At 57.9% G+C, this 19,506-nt stretch carries 15 protein-coding genes; 14 read left to right on the top strand and 1 reads right to left on the bottom strand.

Annotated elements, in window-relative coordinates:
* Positions 1-31: 31 nt before the first annotated feature.
* The 11 genes from MTP41_RS14085 (at position 32) to MTP41_RS14135 (ending at position 14,184) form a co-directional block, all read left to right on the top strand.
* Complete coding sequence (locus MTP41_RS14085) at positions 32-958, top strand: RluA family pseudouridine synthase (RefSeq protein ID WP_249235776.1); 927 nt, start codon at positions 32-34, stop codon at positions 956-958.
* A 174-nt stretch (positions 959-1,132) separates the two neighbouring features.
* The gene (locus MTP41_RS14090; RefSeq protein ID WP_249235777.1) at positions 1,133-3,016 is read left to right on the top strand and encodes a M23 family metallopeptidase; all 1,884 of its coding nucleotides are present in this window, start codon (positions 1,133-1,135) and stop codon (positions 3,014-3,016) included.
* 78 nt (positions 3,017-3,094) lie between these two features.
* Entirely contained in the window at positions 3,095-3,814 is a 720-nt protein-coding gene (gene deoD / locus MTP41_RS14095) for a purine-nucleoside phosphorylase (protein ID WP_118528007.1), read from the top strand.
* A 90-nt stretch (positions 3,815-3,904) separates the two neighbouring features.
* Positions 3,905-4,351 carry a cytidine deaminase gene (locus MTP41_RS14100; protein WP_005940064.1) on the top strand — a complete coding sequence of 149 codons (447 nt, stop codon included), beginning with the start codon at positions 3,905-3,907 and terminating at the stop codon, positions 4,349-4,351.
* 273 nt (positions 4,352-4,624) lie between these two features.
* Positions 4,625-5,800, top strand: a complete 1,176-nt coding sequence (locus MTP41_RS14105) for a BMP family lipoprotein (RefSeq protein ID WP_249235778.1) — start codon at positions 4,625-4,627, stop codon at positions 5,798-5,800.
* A gap of 295 nt (positions 5,801-6,095) precedes the next feature.
* Positions 6,096-7,610 (top strand): ABC transporter ATP-binding protein, encoded by a 1,515-nt coding sequence (locus MTP41_RS14110; protein ID WP_249236575.1) that lies wholly within the window; start codon positions 6,096-6,098, stop codon positions 7,608-7,610.
* Between the two features lie 3 nt (positions 7,611-7,613).
* A complete protein-coding gene (locus tag MTP41_RS14115) occupies positions 7,614-8,783 on the top strand; it encodes an ABC transporter permease (RefSeq protein ID WP_120120119.1) in 1,170 nt (389 codons plus the stop codon).
* A 1-nt stretch (position 8,784) separates the two neighbouring features.
* Entirely contained in the window at positions 8,785-9,702 is a 918-nt protein-coding gene (locus MTP41_RS14120; protein WP_097778160.1) for an ABC transporter permease, read from the top strand.
* A 171-nt stretch (positions 9,703-9,873) separates the two neighbouring features.
* Positions 9,874-11,193, top strand: coding sequence for a thymidine phosphorylase (locus tag MTP41_RS14125; protein WP_249235779.1), 1,320 nt, complete (start codon positions 9,874-9,876; stop codon positions 11,191-11,193).
* A 168-nt stretch (positions 11,194-11,361) separates the two neighbouring features.
* A complete protein-coding gene (gene trkA, locus MTP41_RS14130) occupies positions 11,362-12,732 on the top strand; it encodes a Trk system potassium transporter TrkA (protein WP_097774809.1) in 1,371 nt (456 codons plus the stop codon).
* A gap of 12 nt (positions 12,733-12,744) precedes the next feature.
* Positions 12,745-14,184 (top strand): TrkH family potassium uptake protein, encoded by a 1,440-nt coding sequence (locus MTP41_RS14135; RefSeq protein ID WP_120079498.1) that lies wholly within the window; start codon positions 12,745-12,747, stop codon positions 14,182-14,184.
* 148 nt (positions 14,185-14,332) lie between these two features.
* On the opposite strand, the gene MTP41_RS14140 is transcribed toward MTP41_RS14135, so the two are convergent.
* Complete coding sequence (locus MTP41_RS14140; protein WP_249235780.1) at positions 14,333-15,871, bottom strand: YifB family Mg chelatase-like AAA ATPase; 1,539 nt, start codon at positions 15,869-15,871, stop codon at positions 14,333-14,335.
* Positions 15,872-16,031: 160 nt separating this feature from the next.
* Between MTP41_RS14140 and MTP41_RS14145 the strand changes: the two genes are divergently transcribed.
* The 3 genes from MTP41_RS14145 (at position 16,032) to ispF (ending at position 19,496) form a co-directional block, all read left to right on the top strand.
* Positions 16,032-16,388, top strand: coding sequence for a hypothetical protein (locus tag MTP41_RS14145; protein WP_179859701.1), 357 nt, complete (start codon positions 16,032-16,034; stop codon positions 16,386-16,388).
* Positions 16,389-16,510: 122 nt separating this feature from the next.
* Positions 16,511-18,193, top strand: a complete 1,683-nt coding sequence (locus MTP41_RS14150) for a phospho-sugar mutase (protein ID WP_249235781.1) — start codon at positions 16,511-16,513, stop codon at positions 18,191-18,193.
* Positions 18,194-18,320: 127 nt separating this feature from the next.
* Entirely contained in the window at positions 18,321-19,496 is a 1,176-nt protein-coding gene (gene ispF / locus MTP41_RS14155; RefSeq protein WP_442900309.1) for a 2-C-methyl-D-erythritol 2,4-cyclodiphosphate synthase, read from the top strand.
* The last annotated feature ends 10 nt before the right edge of the window (positions 19,497-19,506 follow it).

The raw sequence follows: 19,506 nt of genomic DNA on the forward strand, positions 1-19,506 counted from the left end.
TTATGTTTTTTTGCGCAGGAGGTGGGTGCATATGCGGCTGTTTTTTACGGTGCCCGATACGCCACAGACCCAAAACGGAGTACTTCTGCGCAATTTTCTGCGCCAGTGTGCCGTTTCTACCGACCTTGCCCGTGCGGTCAAGTTCCGGGGCAGCGGCTTTTTTGCGAATGGAGAGCCTGTCCTTGCCAACCGCAGGGTGTACCCGGGGCAGACGGTCAGCTTTGAGCTGCCGCCGGAAGGGGAAGGCGTGGCCCCGCAGCCGGAGATCCCGGTAAACGTGGTCTATGAGGATGCCTTTGCAGTGGTGCTGGAAAAGCCGCCGCATCTGGCCGTGCACCCCACCCTGAACTACCCCTACGATACCCTTGCCAACGGGTATGCGGCATGGGCTGCGCAGCAGGGCATCAGCCCGGTGTTCCGCCCGGTGAACCGTATTGATAAGGACACCAGCGGCCTTGTTCTGGCTGCAAAGCACGCCTATGCTGCGCCGCTGCTGGCCCGGAATGTGGAAAAACTCTACTATGCCGTTGTGGAGGGAGAGCTGCCGCTGGGTCCGGGCGTGATCGACGCGCCCATTGGCCGCCAGGCGGAGAGCATCATTGGCCGCTGCGTGACCCCGGACGGCAAGCCCAGCCGTACCGAGTATACCGTATTAAAGGCAGAAAACGGCCTGAGCCTTGCAGCCTGTGTGCCGGTAACGGGCCGCACCCATCAGATCCGGGTGCATTTTGCGTCCATCGGCCACCCGCTGGCTGGGGATGACCTTTACGGCGGGAGCCGGGAGCGCATTGGGCGGCAGGCGCTGCACTGTGCAAGGCAGAGCTTCCGGGTGCCGGTGTACACCCCGGTGGAGGGCGGAATCCGGGTGAAATGCCCGGCGAATGGAAATAACTGGAAGACTGTTGGGGCAGAAAGCCCGATGCCGCAGGATATGAAACCGCTTTTTGGTGAAAAGTAAGTGAAAGAACCGCCCAAATTTTGTGACAATGCTTGTTTCAAAGACGGCAGGGTGTATAATAAAATAAGAATGTTGTGCGCATGAGCCTGCTGGAAAGGGCATGTGCGCCCAAGACCGCCGCCGTCTTATCCCGGCACCGTGTGTGCATTGGCGGCAAGGAAGGAGAAAAACCTTTTGATCGAAGACAAGACAAAGGAGCAGCAGCCCGATTCACCGGTAAAACCGAAACGCGGCCAGAGGCTGCGCTCCCTTTGGGCACAGCTGCAATGCATGGGGCTTTTGCACCGGCACCGGCTGCGCCGTAAAACCCAGAATCATATGAATGATTTTGGCAGAAAGCTTGCCCAGAATTCTGCCGCGCCAGTCATCGGGGAGACGCTGTATGCACTGGGCTATTCTACAGAGTATGTATTCGTCCGCATTGGGCGCGGCCTGCGCAGCGGCTGGCTGTGGCTGTGGCAGGCATTTACGACACTGCTGGCAAATGCTGCGGCAATGGCGTTCCCGGGGGCAGCGCAGATGTTCCGGGACCTGTTCGGCCCGATCTGGCTGTTCTTCCGGGGCTGCGGTTCGCTGCTGGTGCACGCCCAACGGGTGCGGAAAGAAAAAGGCTTTGCCGCAGCCTGCAAAGCCAGCGTACATTATCTGGCCAGCGGCGTGCGCCGCAACCTGAAAACACTGCCGCGCATGGCCATGTATGTGCTGCCGGTGTGCGCACTGGCCGTTATGGTGACCGTGTTCAACCATACCGTCCGCCAGCCTTATGCGCTGGAGGTGCAGGTGAACGGCCAGACCGTCGGCTATGTGGCCAATGAGGATGTGTTCAACTCAGCCCGCGAGGCGGTTCAGGAGCGTATCAACTACGCAGACACCGACCATGCAAAGTGGACCGTGGAGCCTACCTACACCGTTACTGTGGCCCACAAGACCATGGATGAAAACGAGATGGCGGACGCGATCCTGAAGAGCGCCAGCGACGAGATCAGCGAGGGCACGGCCCTGTATCTGGATGGTGAGCTGACCGCAGTGTGCAGCGATGGTGTCAGCCTGCAGAGCTACCTGAGCAGCCTGCTGGAACCCTATGAGGACCCTGAGAACTCCAACGTGACCGTGGGCTTCAACAAGGAAGTCACGCTGGAAAACGGCATCTACTTCAACGACAGCTTTCAGGACGAAGCGGATGTGGAAAAGGAACTTTCCGGTGTGCAGCAGCAGGAAAAGATCTACACAGTGGGCGCAGGCGACACGCTGTGGAGCATCGCCCAGAAAAACGACCTGACCTTCCGGGAACTGTGCGAGCTGAACCCCAGCTTCAAAGGCGCACAGCTGAATGAAAAATCCAACATTCAGGCCGGTGATGAGCTGATCGTGACCAAGCAGGAAGCTACGCTGGAAGTGCGCATCACCAAGGTGGAGACCTGGCAGGAGGAGATCCCCTATACCACCGAGACCACCACCTCCAACGAGTACACGGTGGGTACCAAGAAAACGGTGCAGAACGGTGTGAACGGCCTGCGTCAGATCACGGCGCAGCGTGTTTATAACACCGACGGCATCCAGCTTTCCCAGAAGATCCTGAGCACGGAAGTGGTGCAGGAGCCTGTCACGGAAAAGATCGTGAAGGGCACCAAAAAGGTGACCAGCAGCACCAGCTACATCACCGGCAGCGGTCAGTTCATCTGGCCGGTGCCCGGCTACCGGAACTGCTCGCGCTGGTACGGCGGCAGCCACAAGGGTGTGGATATCTGTGCGGCTGCCGGTACGCCCATCTACGCATCGGCGGGCGGCACCGTGACCAAGGCCGGCTACAACAAGGCCGGTGCCGGTACGGGTTATGGCTACTCCATCATCATCAGCCACGGCAGCGGCTACACCACGGTGTATGCGCACTGTCTGTCGCTGGCGGTGCACTCTGGTCAGTCGGTCAAGCAGGGCCAGCTGATCGGCTATGTGGGCAGCACCGGACGCTCCAGCGGCAACCACTGCCACTTTGAGATCCGCCGCAACGGCAGCTACATCGCGCCGCAGAATGTGTTCAACCGCAGAAAGTATAGGTAAAGGTAAGTTTGCAGAGGGCTTTTTCTCCGGAGAAGGCCCATCTGCTGTATTATGTAACAGAAAAGGAGAGATGATCTTATGTCTACCCCTCACATCAGTGCTGAAAAAGGCGATTTTGCAAAGACCGTCCTGATGCCGGGCGATCCTCTGCGTGCAAAATTCATTGCGGACACCTTCCTCAAGGATGTCCGTCAGGTGACCGGCGTGCGCGGGATGCTGGGCTTTACCGGCACTTACGAGGGCCGTCCCATCAGCGTGATGGGCAGCGGCATGGGTATGCCGTCCATTGGCATTTATTCCTATGAGCTGTTCAAGTTCTACGATGTAGAGAACATCGTCCGCATTGGCTCTGCCGGCAGCTATACCGACAAGGCCAAGCTGTTTGACGTGGTGCTGGCCGCCGGTGCTGTGAGCGAGAGCAACTATGCCCGTGTGCAGAGCGGCTTTGAAGGGGACATCACGCTGCCCAGCCAGAGCCTGAATGACAAGCTGCGCGCTTCTGCCGCAAAGCAGGGCATCCCCCTCATCGAGGGAAACATCCACTCTTCGGATGTGTTCTACCGTCAGCCCTCCGATGCAAAGCCCACCTACTGGGAAAAGCTGCGCGACGAGCGCGGCTGCCTGTGCGTGGAGATGGAGAGCTTTGCCCTGTTTGCCAATGCACAGGTGCTGGGCAAGAACGCTGCCTGCCTGCTGACCATTTCCGACAGCTTTGTTTCGCCGGAAATCACCACGGCAGAACAGCGCCAGAAGAGCTTTACCGACATGATGAAGGTAGCACTGGGTGCAGAATACTAAGCGTTAAAAACGCATTTCAGCGCGGTTTGCCTGCAAAAGGGCTTGCCGCGCTGTTTTCGACCGCTGAAAACCAAAAAAGGAGTGACGGATATGACAAACCTGACCCTGGAAGAAAAGAAGGAGCTCATCCGCATGGCACTGGCTGCACGGGAAAAAGCCTATGTGCCCTACAGCGATTTTATGGTGGGCGCTGCCCTGCGCGCCAAGGATGGCCGCATTTTTACCGGCTGCAACGTGGAGAACGCTGCCTTTACCCCCACCAGCTGTGCAGAGCGCACGGCTCTGTTCAAGGCGGTGGCCGAGGGTGTGACCGAGTTCACAGACATTGCTGTGGTGGGCAGCCGCCGCGGCGAGGTGAACGAGCAGATCACTTCTCCCTGCGGGGTGTGCCGCCAGGCTTTGTTTGAATTCGGCGGGCCGGAACTGAACGTTATCATGGCAAAGACACCGGAAGACTTTATCGAGCGCAGCATGGACGAACTGCTGCCCTTCGGCTTTGGCCCCTCCAATGTGGCGGGCAACCGTGCCGTGAAGTGACGGGATAAAAACGCAGAGGTGCACTGCAGGACAATAAAGTGACGGCAATACGTGCATTGTGTGCCAAAGCACAGAGAACGCACGGAACTACGGCAAATTTGTGCATAAATACTACTTTTGATAAAAACTTACAAAATTATTGTAAAGATTTTGTAATCGGAATTCGCTTGCATCTGACACGGCTTGCCGTTATACTTGAGCCAGTAAATGTGCAGTTCTGCGCATTTTATTTGTTTGACGCAATTTTATTAAAAATAAAAGGAGAGTTTGATTATGATGATTTCTCGTCGTAATTTCCTGGCTGTGGCTGGCGCCGCTGCCGCTGCCGCTGCTCTGACCGCTTGCGGTGGTTCTTCCGCTTCTTCTACCAGCACCGCTTCTTCCGCTGCTGCTTCTACTGCTTCCTCTGCTGCTGAGGGCGGTGAGAAGATCGTCAAGGTCGCTCTGACCTGCGATACCGGCACGATCGATGATGAGAGCTTCAACCAGGCATGCTGGACTGCTGTTTCCGGCTACATGGGCGATGACTGCCAGTACTACATTCCCGAGGCTGACGCTTCCGATGAGGACCGCGAGACCATGATCCGTCAGGCTGTCAACGACGGCGCTGATGTGATCGTCTGTGTCGGCTACCTGTACGGCGCTTCTCTGGCATGGGCTGCTGACCAGTATCCCGATGTCAAGTTCATCGCCATCGATGTGACTCAGGGCGATATCGGCACCGACGCTATCCCTGCTAACTGCTACTGCATCACCTTCAAGGAGGAGCAGGCAGGCTATCTGGCAGGCTACGCCATCGCAAAGGACGGCAAGACCAAGCTGGGCTTCCTGGGCGGCATGGCTGTTCCCGCTGTTATCCGTTACGGCTACGGCTTCGTGCAGGGCGCTGACGCCGCTGCTGCTGAGCTGGGCCAGAACATCGAGATCAACTACTTCTACGGCGGCCAGTTCTACGGCGATGCAAACATCACCTCCCGTATGGAGGGCTGGTACTCCAACGGCACTCAGGTCGTCTTTGCCTGCGGCGGCGGCATCTACACCTCCGCTGTTGAGGCTGCTCTGAAGAACAACGGCTACGTCATCGGCGTTGATGTTGACCAGAACTACATCGGTGCAAACGGCGTTGCAGATGGCACCTACGCTTATAACCCGTTCATCACCTCCGCTATGAAGGGTCTGACCGAGGCTGTCAACACTGCTCTGGCTGATATCGATGCCGGCAGCTGGGCCGACATCGCAGGTTCCAATGGCAACTTTGGTCTGGAGGACGGCGATTATATCGGCCTGCCCACCGATGCAGACAGCTGGAACTTCGAGTCCTTCACCACCGACGAGTACGAGGAAGTCAAGGGCAAGATCAAGAGCGGCGAGATCACTGTTGATAACAGCTCCGACGACGCTACCAAGCCCACCGTCAGCGAGTTCACCACTGTCAACTACATCCAGTAAGCTGTTGTCCGGCAGGCCTGCCTGCGGACGATCGATAGTTCTTTTCAAAGCGGGGCATCCTGTAACGGGATGTCCCGCTTTTTTCTGTCTTCTATTGGCGTAATGCGGGAAAAATGCAGCGTACTCTTCGTGAAAAGGGTACAAAAGTAATACTATTATCTGTGCTTTCTGCCAAAAAGCAAAAAAGACATGTGCAAATTGCCGCAAATCAGGTATAATGGAACTTAAAGAAGTATCGGTGTCGAAACGACACGAAAGGAGAGTGAGCAGATTGGCAGAGGATTTTGTGATCGAAATGCTCCACATTACCAAGGAGTTCCCTGGAATCAAGGCAAACGACGATATCACCCTGCAGCTGCGCAAAGGCGAGGTACATGCCCTGCTGGGCGAGAACGGCGCCGGCAAAAGTACGCTGATGAGCGTGCTGTTTGGCCTGTACCAACCGGAAGCTGGTCAGATCCGCAAAAACGGCAAGGAGGTTGTCATCCGCAACCCCAATGATGCAAACGCACTGGGCATCGGCATGGTGCACCAGCACTTCAAGCTGGTGGAATGCTTCAGCGTGCTGGACAACATCATTCTGGGGGTGGAACCCAACAAGATGGGCTTTTTGCAGAAGGCCGAGGCACGCAAAAAGGTGATGGCCCTGAGCGAAAAGTACGGCCTGCGCGTGGACCCGGATGCACTGATCAGCGATATCTCTGTTGGTATGCAGCAGCGCGTTGAGATCCTGAAGATGCTGTACCGCGACAACGAGATCCTGATCTTCGACGAGCCTACCGCAGTGCTGACCCCGCAGGAGATCGACGAACTGATGGAGATCATGCGCGGGTTCAAGAAGGAAGGCAAGTCCATCCTGTTCATTACCCACAAGCTCAACGAGATCATGGCGGTGGCAGACCGCTGCACTGTTCTGCGCAAGGGCAAGTATATGGGCACCGTGGACATCAAGGACACCACTAAGGAAGAGCTTTCCCGCATGATGGTTGGCCGTGATGTGCAGCTGCAGGTGGACAAAAAGCCCGCCAACCCCGGCGAAGTGGTGCTGGATGTGGAAAACGTTACCATGCACAGCGCCCAACACAAGAAGGATGCAGTCCGGAATGTCTCTTTTCAGGTGCATGCCGGTGAGATCGTCTGCCTTGCAGGCATCGAGGGCAACGGTCAGACCGAGTTCGTCTACGGCCTGACCGGTCTGGAAAAGATCAGCAGCGGCAAGATCACGCTGGACGGCAAGGACATCACCAACGAGTCCATCCGTCAGCGCTCCAAGGACGGCATGAGCCATATCCCGGAGGACCGCCACAAGCACGGCCTTGTGCTGGATTACAGTCTGGAAAACAACATGGTGCTGCAGCGCTACTGGCAGCCCGAGTTCCAGAAGGGTGGCTTTATCCGCAGCGATAAGGTGCGCGAATATTCCGATAAGCTCATTGCCCAGTACGATGTGCGCAGCGGTCAGGGCAGTGTGACCACCGTGCGCAGTATGTCCGGCGGCAACCAGCAGAAGGCCATCATTGCCCGTGAGATCGATAAGGACCCGAAGCTCTTGGTGGCAGTCCAGCCCACTCGCGGTCTGGACGTTGGTGCAATTGAATACATCCACCGTCAGATCGTGGCCGAGCGCGATAAGGGCACGGCTGTGCTGCTGGTCAGTCTGGAGCTGGACGAGGTGATGAACCTGTCCGACCGCATCCTTGTGATGTACGAGGGCGAGGTCGTGGGCGAATTTGACCCCAAGACCACCACCGTGCAGGAGCTGGGCCTGTATATGGCAGGCGCACGCAAGCAGGGAAAGGAGAGCAAATAACACATGAACAAGAAAAAACTTTCCCACAGCAGTCTGAACAGCTCCATCACCAGTGTGCTGGCTGCTCTGCTGTGCATCCTGATCGGCCTTGTGGTCGGTTTTCTGGTGCTGCTGGCCATCAACCCGGCCCACGCATGGGGCGACGGCTTTGTGCGCATCCTGAAGGGCGGCTTCCATGACGCGCCCTACGGTGTCGGCAAGGAGCTGGCAAATGCGGCTCCCCTCATTATGACCGGTCTGTCCGTGGCCTTTGCCTTCAAGACCGGTCTGTTCAACATCGGTGCGGCGGGTCAGTATACGCTGGGCGCTTACGGCGCTCTGTACTGCGCCATCATGCTCAAGCTGCCGTGGTTCGTCTGTCTGATCGCAGCCACCATTCTGGGCGGCATCTGGGGTGCGATCCCCGGCTTCTTCAAGGCCTACTTCAACATCAACGAGGTCATTACCTCCATCATGTTCAACTGGATCGGCCTGTATCTGGTCAATGAGCTGATCTATCAGAACGGCACCGGCCCCATGTACGATGTGCGCAACACCCGCACCATCAACATCAGCAAGAACGCCGATTACGCTCAGTCCATCATCCCGGATTTCGGCCTGAACAAGCTGTTCCAGACCAACAGCACCACCATCGCCATCTTCCTGGCGGCAGCGGTGGCAGTTCTGATCTGGGTGGTGCTGAACAAGACCACCTTCGGCTACGAGCTCAAGGCAGTCGGCCTGAACAAGAGCGCTGCCCGCTACGCCGGCATCAACGAGAAGAAGAACATCATCCTCTCCATGGCCATTGCCGGTGCGCTGGCCGGTTTTGGTGCGGGCCTGTACTATCTGTCCAATGTGTCCCAGTGGAACCCGCTGAACTCCACCAGCCTGCCGGCAATGGGCTTCAACGGCATTTCCGTTGCACTGCTGGCAAGCTCCAACCCCATTGGCACCATTTTCTCGGCGATCTTCATTTCCCATATCTCGGTGGGCGGCTCCTTCCTTTCCACCAAGTATTACCCCACTGAGATCTCGGACCTGATCAGCGGCATCATCATCTACCTGTGCGCATTCTCCATGCTGTTCCGCGGCAAGATCCACGCACTGCTGTTCAGGAATGCCGACAAGACCAATGTGAACGCAGAGCCTGCTGCTCCTGCAGGATCTGCAACCGAAAAGGAGGGCAAGTGATATGCTGCTTCTGATCAAATATACGCTGCTGTATGGCATCGTTCTGATGATGGTGGCACTGGGCGGTATGTTCAGTGAGCACTCCGGCATCATCAACATTGCACTGGAAGGTATCATGGTCATTGGCGGTGTGGCGGGTGTTCTCACCCTGACCATGCTGCCTTCCAGTATGCCGGTCTTCCTCGTGGTGCTGATCTCTGTTCTGGTGGCGGCACTGGCCGGTATGGTGTACAGTCTGCTGCTGGCCTTTGCCTCCATCAACCTGAAGGCGGATCAGACCATCGGCGGCACGGCCCTGAACCTGCTGGCTACTGCGATTGCGGTGGTCATTGCCAAGTATTTCAGCGATAGCGGCAGTGCAAAGCTGAACTACTCCAACAAGCCCTTCCTGTTCAGCATCGGCGGGCTGGAGCTGAGCATTTTTGTGCCGCTGGGCATCATTCTGCTGATCATCAGCTATGTGGTGCTGTACAAGACCCGCTTTGGCCTGCGCCTGCGTGCCTGCGGCGAGCATCCGCAGGCAGCGGACTCTGTGGGCATCAATGTCTACAAGATGCGCTATGCCGGTGTTGTCATTTCCGGTGCACTGGGCGCGATCGGCGGTATGGCCTACATTGTGCCCCCGGTGCAGACCTGGAACTTTGAGGTGGGCGTGGCCGGCGCAGGCTTCCTTGCCATGGCTGTTATGATCTTTGGCCAGTGGAAGCCCTTCAACATCTTTGGCGCAGCCATGTTCTTTGCTGTGTTCAAGAGTCTGGCAAACATTGCAGACTCCACCTTCCTGGCACAGCTGCACTGGTCCAGCAATATCTACAACATGATGCCGTTCGTGGCGTCCATGATCATTCTGGCGTTTACCTCCAAGAACAGCATGGCACCCAAGGCAGAGGGCATCCCCTACGACAAGGGATCCCGCTAAAACGACGATTCGTGTTCCCAAAACAAGGGCGCAGCTGCTTTTCCGGGCGGCTGCGCCCTTTTTGGTTTGAAATTGGGCAAAGTTTACAGAATGATACTTGCTTTTGTTTGGAATTTTGCTATACTATATCTTATAATGTCGTACTATTGAAAAAACGAGGAGCGTGATACGATGCGCGTTTATGATCTGATCGCAAAAAAGCGTGATGGCGGTACGCACAGCCGTGAGGAGCTGGAGCAGATCGTCAATGGCTATGTCAGCGGAGAAGTGACTGATTACCAGATGGCTGCATGGATGATGGCTGTCTATCTGCGCGGCATGACCGATGAAGAGACCGCAGAGCTGACCGATGTGATGGCTCACAGCGGTGTGATGGTGGATCTTTCGCCCATTCCGGGCATCAAGGTGGACAAGCACTCCACCGGCGGCGTAGGTGACAAGACCACGCTGGTCATTGCCCCCATCGTGGCGGCCTGCGGCGTGAAGATCGCCAAGATGAGCGGCCGGGGCCTTGGCCATACCGGCGGCACCATCGATAAGATGGAGAGCGTGCCCGGCACCAGAACCGCCCTCTCGCAGGAGGAGTTCTTTGCGCAGGTGAACCGCATCGGTCTGTCGGTCATTGGCCAGAGCGAGGGCATTGCCATTGCAGATAAAAAAATGTATGCCCTGCGCGATGTGACCGCAACCGTCAGCTGCATCCCGCTCATCGCATCCAGCATCATGTCCAAAAAGCTGGCCTCCGGCTCGGATGCCATCCTGCTGGATGTGACCACCGGCACCGGAGCTTTTATGAAAACGGTAGACCAGAGCATTGAGCTGGCCAAGCTGATGGTATCCATTGGCACCCACCATGGCCGCCGCGTTGCCGCCATGATCACCGATATGGACACCCCGCTGGGCCATAACATTGGCAACAGTCTGGAAGTGATGGAGAGCATGGATGTGCTCAAGGGCCATGGCCCCACCGACCTGACCGAGGTCTGCCTGCAGCTGGCGGCGAACATGCTGGTGCTGGCCGATAAGGGCACTCCTGCCGAGTGCCGCGCCATGGCCGAGGCGGTGATCGCCGACGGTTCTGCCTTTGCTAAGTGCAAGGAGATGTTTGCGGCGCAGGGCGGCGATACCCGCGTGCTGGACGACTACAGCCTGTTCGAGAAGCCTGCGGCAAGCTTTGAGCTGCTGGCAGAGCAGGACGGTTACATTGTGGCGAACGATGCCGAGAAGATCGGCTCTGCCAGCGTGCTGCTGGGTGCGGGCCGACAGAAAAAGGGCGACCCGCTGGATTTTGCCGCCGGCATCACCCTGCATAAAAAGCGCGGCGACTACGTAAAGAAGGGCGAGAGCCTTGCCACCTTCTACGGCGCAGCCGATAAGTTTGAAGCTGCCGCCGCCGAGTACCGCAGCGGCCTTGGATACGGCTCTGAGAAGCCGGAGGAAGCCCCGCTGGTGTATGCCCTTGTAACGAAGGACGGCGTGGAGCGCTATTAAATGAAATAAAAGCTTCCGGGACGGTATCTCCCGGGGCTTTTTTGCGTCATTTGGCAGGTTCTTGTTGCATAACGTGGAAAACAGTGGAACTTTGGCAGGAGATATGCTATACTATGATGGATTTGTGCTGTCCCGGCAGAAGGGACGCGGAAAGAGAAAGGACTTGTTATGAAGATCATTCTGGTGGGCGGCGGCAAGGTTGGTACTGCGCTGGCGCGGCAGCTCAGTGAGGAAGACCATAATGTGACCATTGTGGATACCAACAAAGCGCGTGTGGAGCACCTGACTGAAAGCTACGATGTGCTGGGCATCGTGGGCAACGGTTCCTCGATCACCACGCTGGCAGAGGCCGGCATTGAAGACGCGGATGTGTTCATTGCCGTGACCGGTTCGGATGAGCTGAACCTGCTGTGCTGCATGTTTGCCAAAAAGGCGGGCCACTGCCATGCAATTGCCCGTGTGCGCAACCCGTCCTACAGTCATGAGCTGGACTTTATCAAAAAGCAGATCGGCATTTCGGCCATCATCAATCCGGAAATGGCTGCAGCAAAGGAGATCTCCCATCTGCTGCGCTTCCCGGGTGCAAGCAAGATCGACACCTTTGCAGACGGCCGTGTGCGGCTGATCAAGTTTGCACTCACTGCAGAGCAGGGGCTGGATGGCGTGGCCATCCGCGAGATCCCCACCCGCCTGAAGAGCGATATTCTGGTGTGTGCAGTGGAGCGCAGCGGCGGCGTGATCATCCCGAACGGTAACTTTGTACTGCAGAACGGCGATCAGGTCACCTTCCTTGCAACACAGGAAAAGGCCCACGAGTTCTTCCAGCGCATCCACCTGCCGGTGCGCCCGGTGCGCAATGCCTTCATCGTGGGCGGCGGTGCCATCGCCTTCTATCTGAGCCAGGAGCTGCTGGAAAACCACGTGCGTGTGCGCATCGTGGAGCGCGACCCTGCCCGCTGCATGGAGCTGGCCGAGCAGCTGCCCGGCGCACAGATCCTGAACGAGGACGGCTCCAACCGCGAATTCCTACTCTCGGAGGGCATGGAGTCCACCGAGGCTTTTGTGGCCCTGACCAACATCGACGAGGAGAATGTGCTGCTGACTCTGTTTGCCAAAAAGCACTCCAAGGGCAAGCTGGTCACCAAAGTCAACCGTCTGGAGTTCGATGATATTCTGGCCGGTCTGGATCTGGGCAGCGTGGTCTACCCCAAGTACATGACCTGCGATTACATCGTGCAGTATGTGCGTGCACTGCAGAACGAAGCGGGCAGCAACATCAAGACGCTGTACCGCATTCTGGACGACCGCGTGGAAGCGCTGGAATTTACCGTCCACGAGAAGAGCGCTGCCACCGGTGTCCCCCTGAGCCAGCTGCACCTGAAAAAGAATCTGCTGCTGTGCTGCATCACCCGCGGCCATCAGATCCTGATCCCGCGCGGCGGCGACCAGATCCAGGTGGGCGACAACGTGATCGTGGTCACGCTGGAGCATGGTCTGCATGACCTGCGCGATATTCTGGACAAGGGCGCAGAGGGTTGACGGAGGCAGACTATGAATTATGCGATCGTTTTCCGTCTGCTGGGCTATGTCATGCTGATCGAGGGTGCGCTGCTGCTGCTGCCCGCAGCGGCCAGCTGGATCTACGGCGAATGGTTCGTGCTGGGCGTGTTTCTGATCACGGCGGCAGTCAGCGCCGCCATCGGCTACGCCCTGCGCGGCATCAAGCCTAAAAGCAAGATGTTCTATATGCGGGAGGGCTTTGCTGCTACCTCGCTGAGCTGGATCGTCATTTCCATCGTGGGCGCCGTTCCGTTTGTGGTGGCGGGCTGCATCCCGAACCCGGTGGATGCCCTGTTTGAGACGGTGTCCGGCTTTACCACCACCGGTGCCAGCATCCTGCCCGGGGTGGAGGATCTGCCCAAGGGCATCCTGTTCTGGCGCAGCTTCACCCACTGGATCGGCGGCATGGGCGTTCTGGTGTTCCTGCTCTCGCTGCTGCCCCTGACTGGTGGCTCCCACGTCAACCTGATGAAGGCAGAAAGCCCCGGCCCTCAGGTGGATAAGCTGGTGCCCAAGGTGCAGTCTACCGCAAAGATCCTGTACGGCATCTATTTTGCACTCACCGTGCTGGAGGTGGTATTCCTGCTGCTGGGAGGCATGCCGCTGTTTGAGTCCATGCTCACGGCCTTCGGTACGGCGGGCACCGGCGGCTTCGGCTTCAAGAACGACAGCTTTACCAGCTTTTCTCCCTACATCCAGTGGGTCGTGACCATCTTCATGATCCTGTTTGGTGTCAACTTCAATGCCTACTTCCTGCTGCTGCTGCGCAAATTCAACCGCGCCATCAGCGAGGAAGTGCGCGGCTACTTCGCCATTATTCTGGTGGCAATTGGCATTATCACGGCCAATATCTACAGCCTTTATAACAGCTTTGGCGAAGCGGTGCGTCAGGCAGCCTTTCAGGTGGGCTCCATCATCACGACCACTGGCTTTTCCAGCTGTGACTTTGACCTGTGGCCCACCCTCTCCAAAGAAATTCTGGTGGTGCTCATGTTCATTGGTGCCTGCGCAGGCAGCACCGGCGGCGGCATCAAGGTGAGCCGCCTCCTCATTCTGGGCAAGACCTTGGGCAAGGAGCTCAAGCAGGCACTGCACCCGCAGGTGGTGGCCCCCGTCCGCATGGACGGCAAGCTGCTCAACCACGAGACCATCCGCACCACCAATGTGTTTATGGGCGCGTATTTCTTCATCTTCGTGGTCTCCTTCCTGCTCATCAGTCTGGATGGCTTTGATATGGTGACGAACTTCACAGCCATTGCAGCTACTTTGAACAACATCGGCCCGGGCCTTGCGCAGGTAGGCCCCATGATGAACTTTGGCAGCTTTACGAACCCCGCAAAGCTGGTGATGATCTTCGACATGCTGGCCGGCCGTCTGGAGATCTTCCCGATGCTGGTGCTGTTCCTGCCGGATACATGGCGCAGATTCTAAAAAGCAATTATAAAAAGCCATCTGTGATCTCCTGCTCGTATTGAGCATTTGGAAAGATACAGATGGCTTTTTTGCGCGTAACGGTAAGCTGCACAAACCCTTCCCTTTTCGGGGAAGGCGGATCTGCGAAGCAAAGACGGAGAAACTTTTATACTTCCACTTTTTCCTGTGCCCGGTACTGCAGGGCTTCCAGCACACAGTCCTCATCCAGCAGCTGTTTGCCTGCCAGATCGGCCACCGTGCGGGCCACCCGCAGGATACGGTCATGAGCGCGGGCGGAAAGGCCCAAAGCGTCGTAGGAGGCGCGCAGCAGCCGCTCGGCGGCGGGGGTCATGCGGCAGACGCGCCGCACCTGCCCAGCGGTGAGCTGGGCGTTGCAGAGCACACCCTCAAAACCCGGGGCGGCATAGCGCTTTGCCTGAATGGCCCGGGCGGCAAGCACCTGTTTGCGCAGATCGGCGCTGCTCTCGGAAGGGACGACGGCGTGCAGCTCGTCAAAGGCGATGGGATCCATCTCCACGCACAGGTCGATACGATCCAGCAGCGGACCGGACACCCGGCTGCGGTACTGCCGCACGGCACTGGGTGAGCAGGTGCACTGCCGGGTGGGATGACCGTAGTAGCCGCATTTGCAGGGGTTCATGGCTGCCACCAGCTGGAAATGGCTGGGATAGGTGGCGCTGCCTGCCGCTCGGCTCACGGTGATCTGGCCGTCCTCCAGCGGCTGGCGCAGCACTTCCAGACTCTCGCGGGAGAACTCCGGCAATTCGTCTAAAAACAGCACACCGCAGTTGGCAAGGCTGCACTCGCCGGGCCGGAACTGTGCGCCGCCGCCAGCCAGAGCTGCGGCACTGGCCGAGTGGTGCGGGCTGCGGAAAGGCCGTGCAGAGATCAGGCCCCGACCCTGCGGCAGCTGCCCTGCAATAGAATAAATTTTAGTGGTCTCCACGGCTTCCTCGCGGGTGAGCGGCGGCAGGATGCCGGGCAGACGCTTTGCCAGCATGGATTTGCCGGTGCCGGGTGCGCCAATGAGCAATACATTGTGTCCGCCTGCGGCAGCAATGACCATAGCCCGCCGCGCCAGCGACTGGCCCATCACGTCCGCAAAATCCGGCACCTGTGCCCATGCGTCTGCAGGGTCAAAGGGAACAACAGCCGCCGGGGCAAGCGGGGAGATGCCGCGCAGGGCATCTACAACTTCGCGTGCCGTGTGGGCGGGGTAGACGGCCATGCTGTCGGCACAGGCCTCGGCTGCTTCGGCGGCATTCTCGGCAGGTACATACAGGGCGTGGATGCCATTTTCTGCTGCAGCCAGCGCCATGGGCAGCACGCCGGAAACCGGCCGCAAGGTGCCGTCCAGTGCCAGTTCGCCCAGAAATGCCGCGTCGGCAGGCACATCCTCCAGCTGGCCGCTGGCAGTGAGCACTGCCAGCAGAAGCGGCAGGTCGTACACCGGGCCGGTCTTGCGCACATCCGCCGGGGCAAGATTGATGGTAATGCGCCGGTCCGGGAACTTGAAGCCCAGATTTTTGATGGCGGCGCGCACACGGTCGGCGCTTTCACGCACAGCGGAATCCGGCAGGCCCACGATGGAAAAGGCAGGCAGACCGCCGGAAATGTCGGCCTCCACTGCCACGGCAAAGCCGCTCAGGCCGTTCAGACCAAAGCTTCTGGTAACAGAATACATGTTGTTCTCCCTTATCCCAGCGGATGATATGACGGAAAAGAATTGGCAAAAGTGGAAAATATTGGATGATTATGTCATACTTCGACACAAAAATACTTCTGAATTCATTATAGTAAAGGGCAGGAAAGATGTCAATGCGATAGAGAGGAGAGAGTTTTCCATGATGAGCAAAGAATACTGCCGCTATATCCGTACATATTCAGAACTGGAAGGGCTGCAGCATGCCCACACCCTTGTATATTGCGGTGCCGCCGCTGCGCAGGGCGTTGTAATGGAGCTGCGGCAGGAGCAGGATGGCCGGGTGCGCCGCAGCGCGGTGCTGCTGCAGGACAGTTTTGCCCGGGCAATGCAGCTGCTGCGCTACCTGTGTGAAAACAGCGTCGGTTTGGAGCAGTGGCTGGACGTTCTGGACGATGCAGGCCAGAGTTATGAACTGCTGGAAAATGCAGGCGAGGCCGGGATGGTTCCCGACTTTACCGGGAAAAACTTGGAATTTTGTGCCATATGCCGGTTTTGAACTGCAAATCTTGTTGCAGATTACGCAATTGACACATGAACGCGGAGAGTTTATATTATAAGTAGGTTTAACCAAACCTGTTCTTTTTTGCGGAAAAATTTACAAAAGGTAAGGTGTGCAAGATGTATTTGGATGAATATAAGCGCTGGATGGCTGCAGAGCTGGAAGACGCTGATCTGAAGCCGGAGCTGGCCAAGATCGAGGGAAATGATGACGAGATCAAGGACCGCTTTGCTGTGGCTTTGAAGTTTGGCACCGCTGGTCTGCGCGGCGTTCTGGGCGCTGGCACCAACCGTATGAATATCTATGTTGTGCGTCAGGCCACGCAGGGTCTGGCAAACTGGGTCAAGACTCAGGGCGGCAGCCAGACTGTGGCGATCAGCTACGACAGCCGCCTGAAGAGCGATATCTTTGCCAAGACCGCCGCAGGCGTTCTGGCGGCAAACGGTATCAAGGTGCGCATTTACGATGCTCTGATGCCTGTGCCTGCACTGAGCTTTGCTACCCGTTACTACCAGTGCAATGCTGGTATCATGGTCACGGCTTCTCACAACCCGGCCAAGTACAACGGCTACAAGGCCTACGGCCCGGATGGCTGCCAGATGACCGATGATGCTGCTGCCATCGTGTACGATGAGATCCAGAAGACGGATGTGCTGACCGGTGCAAAGTACATCTCCTTTGCCGAGGGCGTGGAGCAGGGCCTGATCCGCTTTGTGGGCGACGACTGCAAGAAGGCACTGTATGATGCCATTGAGGCCCGTCAGGTGCGCCCGGGCCTGTGCAAGACTGCCGGCCTGAAGCTGGTGTACAGCCCGCTGAATGGTTCCGGTCTGGTGCCGGTCACCCACGTGCTGAACGATATGGGCATCACCGATATCACCATCGTGCCCGAGCAGGAGTACCCCAACGGCTACTTTACCACCTGCTCCTACCCGAACCCCGAAATTTTCGAGGCTCTGAAGCTGGGTCTGGAGCTGGCAACCAAGACTGGTGCCGATCTGATGCTGGCCACCGACCCCGATGCCGACCGCGTGGGCATTGCCATGAAGTGCCCGGATGGCAGCTATGAGCTGGTATCCGGCAACGAGATGGGCGCTCTGCTGCTGGATTACATCTGCGCAGGCCGCATCGAGAAGGGCACCATGCCCAAAAACCCGGTGGCCGTCAAGTCCATCGTATCCACTCCTCTGGCCGATGCCATTGCCGCACACTACGGCGTGGAAATGCGCAGCGTGCTGACCGGCTTCAAGTGGATCGGCGACCAGATCGCAAATCTGGAAGCTGCCGGTGAGGTGGACCGCTTCATCTTTGGCTTCGAGGAGAGCTATGGCTATCTGGCCGGCCCCTATGTACGCGATAAGGATGCCGTCATCGGTTCCATGCTGATCTGCGAAATGGCCGCTTACTACCGCAGCATCGGTTCCTCCATCAAGCAGCGTCTGGAAGAGATCTATAAACAGTATGGCCGCTACCTGAACAAGGTGGACAGCTTCGAGTTCCCTGGCCTGACCGGCATGGAGAAGATGGCTTCCATCATGCAGAAGCTGCGTGATAACCCGCCCGCCGAGCTGGCTGGCCACAAGGTGGTCAAGGTGACCGACTACAAGAAGCCCGAGGAGACCGGCCTGCCCGCTGCAAACGTGCTGATCTACGCACTGGAAAACGGCGCTACCGTTGTGGTGCGTCCCTCCGGCACTGAGCCGAAGATCAAGACCTACTTCACCACTCTGGGCAAGGATCTGGCTGAAGCACAGGCACAGAAGGATGCCCTGGCTGCTGCCATCGAGCCGATCCTGAAGTAAACTCCATCAAGAACAAGTTTGTGCCCCTCTGCTGTGTGCAGAGGGGCATTTTTGCTGTAGAATATTGGTTGCAGTTTGGGAAGTTATACGCTATAATAAAATATGGCTTACTATAGGAATCGGGCAGGTGAAGAAATTGGAAAAGAGAGTATCCGCAGTACTGGTGGCGGCGGGGTCTTCCACACGCATGGGCTTTGACAAGCTCAGCTTTGATCTGGGCGGCGAGACCGTGCTGCACCGCAGCATCCGCGCGTTTGAACAGGACCCGCTTGTCACAGAGATCGTGCTGGTGGCCGGTAAGAACCGCGCCTTTGTGGAGCAGCAGGCAGCAGACTGCACAAAGCCTGTGCAGATCGTAACGGGCGGCACCACCCGCGCCGAGAGCGCAAAAAACGGCGTGCTGGCGGCAGCAGGGGAGCTTGTGGCAGTGCACGACGCGGCAAGACCCTTCGTCAGTCAGGCCGTCATCACAGCAGCGCTGGAAGCAGCGGCCCGGTGCGGCGCAGCTGCACCTGCCGTACCGGTAAAGGATACCATCAAGGCTGCAGCGCGCGGCAACGGAAAGATCGTGCCGGATGCCTGCCTTGTGTACACAACGCCCGACCGCAGCACCCTGTATGCGGTGCAGACCCCTCAGTGCTTTGACCGCGCAGAGTACCTTGCTGCGCTGGAAGAGCTGGATGCCGAAAAAGCCCGCCTTGTCACCGACGACTGCAGCCTGTTCGAGCTGACCGGCCGCGCCGTGCAGCTGACGCAGGGCGATTACGCCAATTATAAGATCACGACCCGCGAGGACCTGCCCCGCCCGGATCAGAAAGAGGAACACAAAATGCGCATTGGACATGGTTATGACGTGCACCGTCTGGTGGAAGGCCGCAAGCTGATCCTGGGCGGCGTGGAAGTGCCTTTTGAAAAAGGCCTGCTGGGCCACTCGGATGCAGATGTGCTGGCCCATGCGGTGATGGATGCTGTGCTGGGTGCCGCTGCGCTGGGGGATATCGGCCAGCATTTCCCGGACAATGACCCGGCTTACTCCGGTGCCGACAGCCTGAAGCTGGCCCGCCGTGTGGCCGAAATTTTAAAGGAGCACGGCTTCCGCATTGAAAATATCGACGCGACGCTGTTGTGTCAGCGGCCCAAGCTTGCGCCGTACATTCCGGCCATGCGCCAGAATCTGGCCGATGCCTTCGGCCTGCCGGTGGACGCTGTGAGTGTGAAGGCCACCACCGAGGAACATCTGGGTTTTACCGGCGAGGGGCTGGGCATTGCCGCCCACGCCGTTGCCCTGATCGAAACACTGTAAACGGGAGCGT

The sequence above is a fragment of the Faecalibacterium sp. I4-3-84 genome, from assembly GCF_023347255.1.
GTDB lineage: Bacteria > Bacillota > Clostridia > Oscillospirales > Ruminococcaceae > Faecalibacterium > Faecalibacterium taiwanense.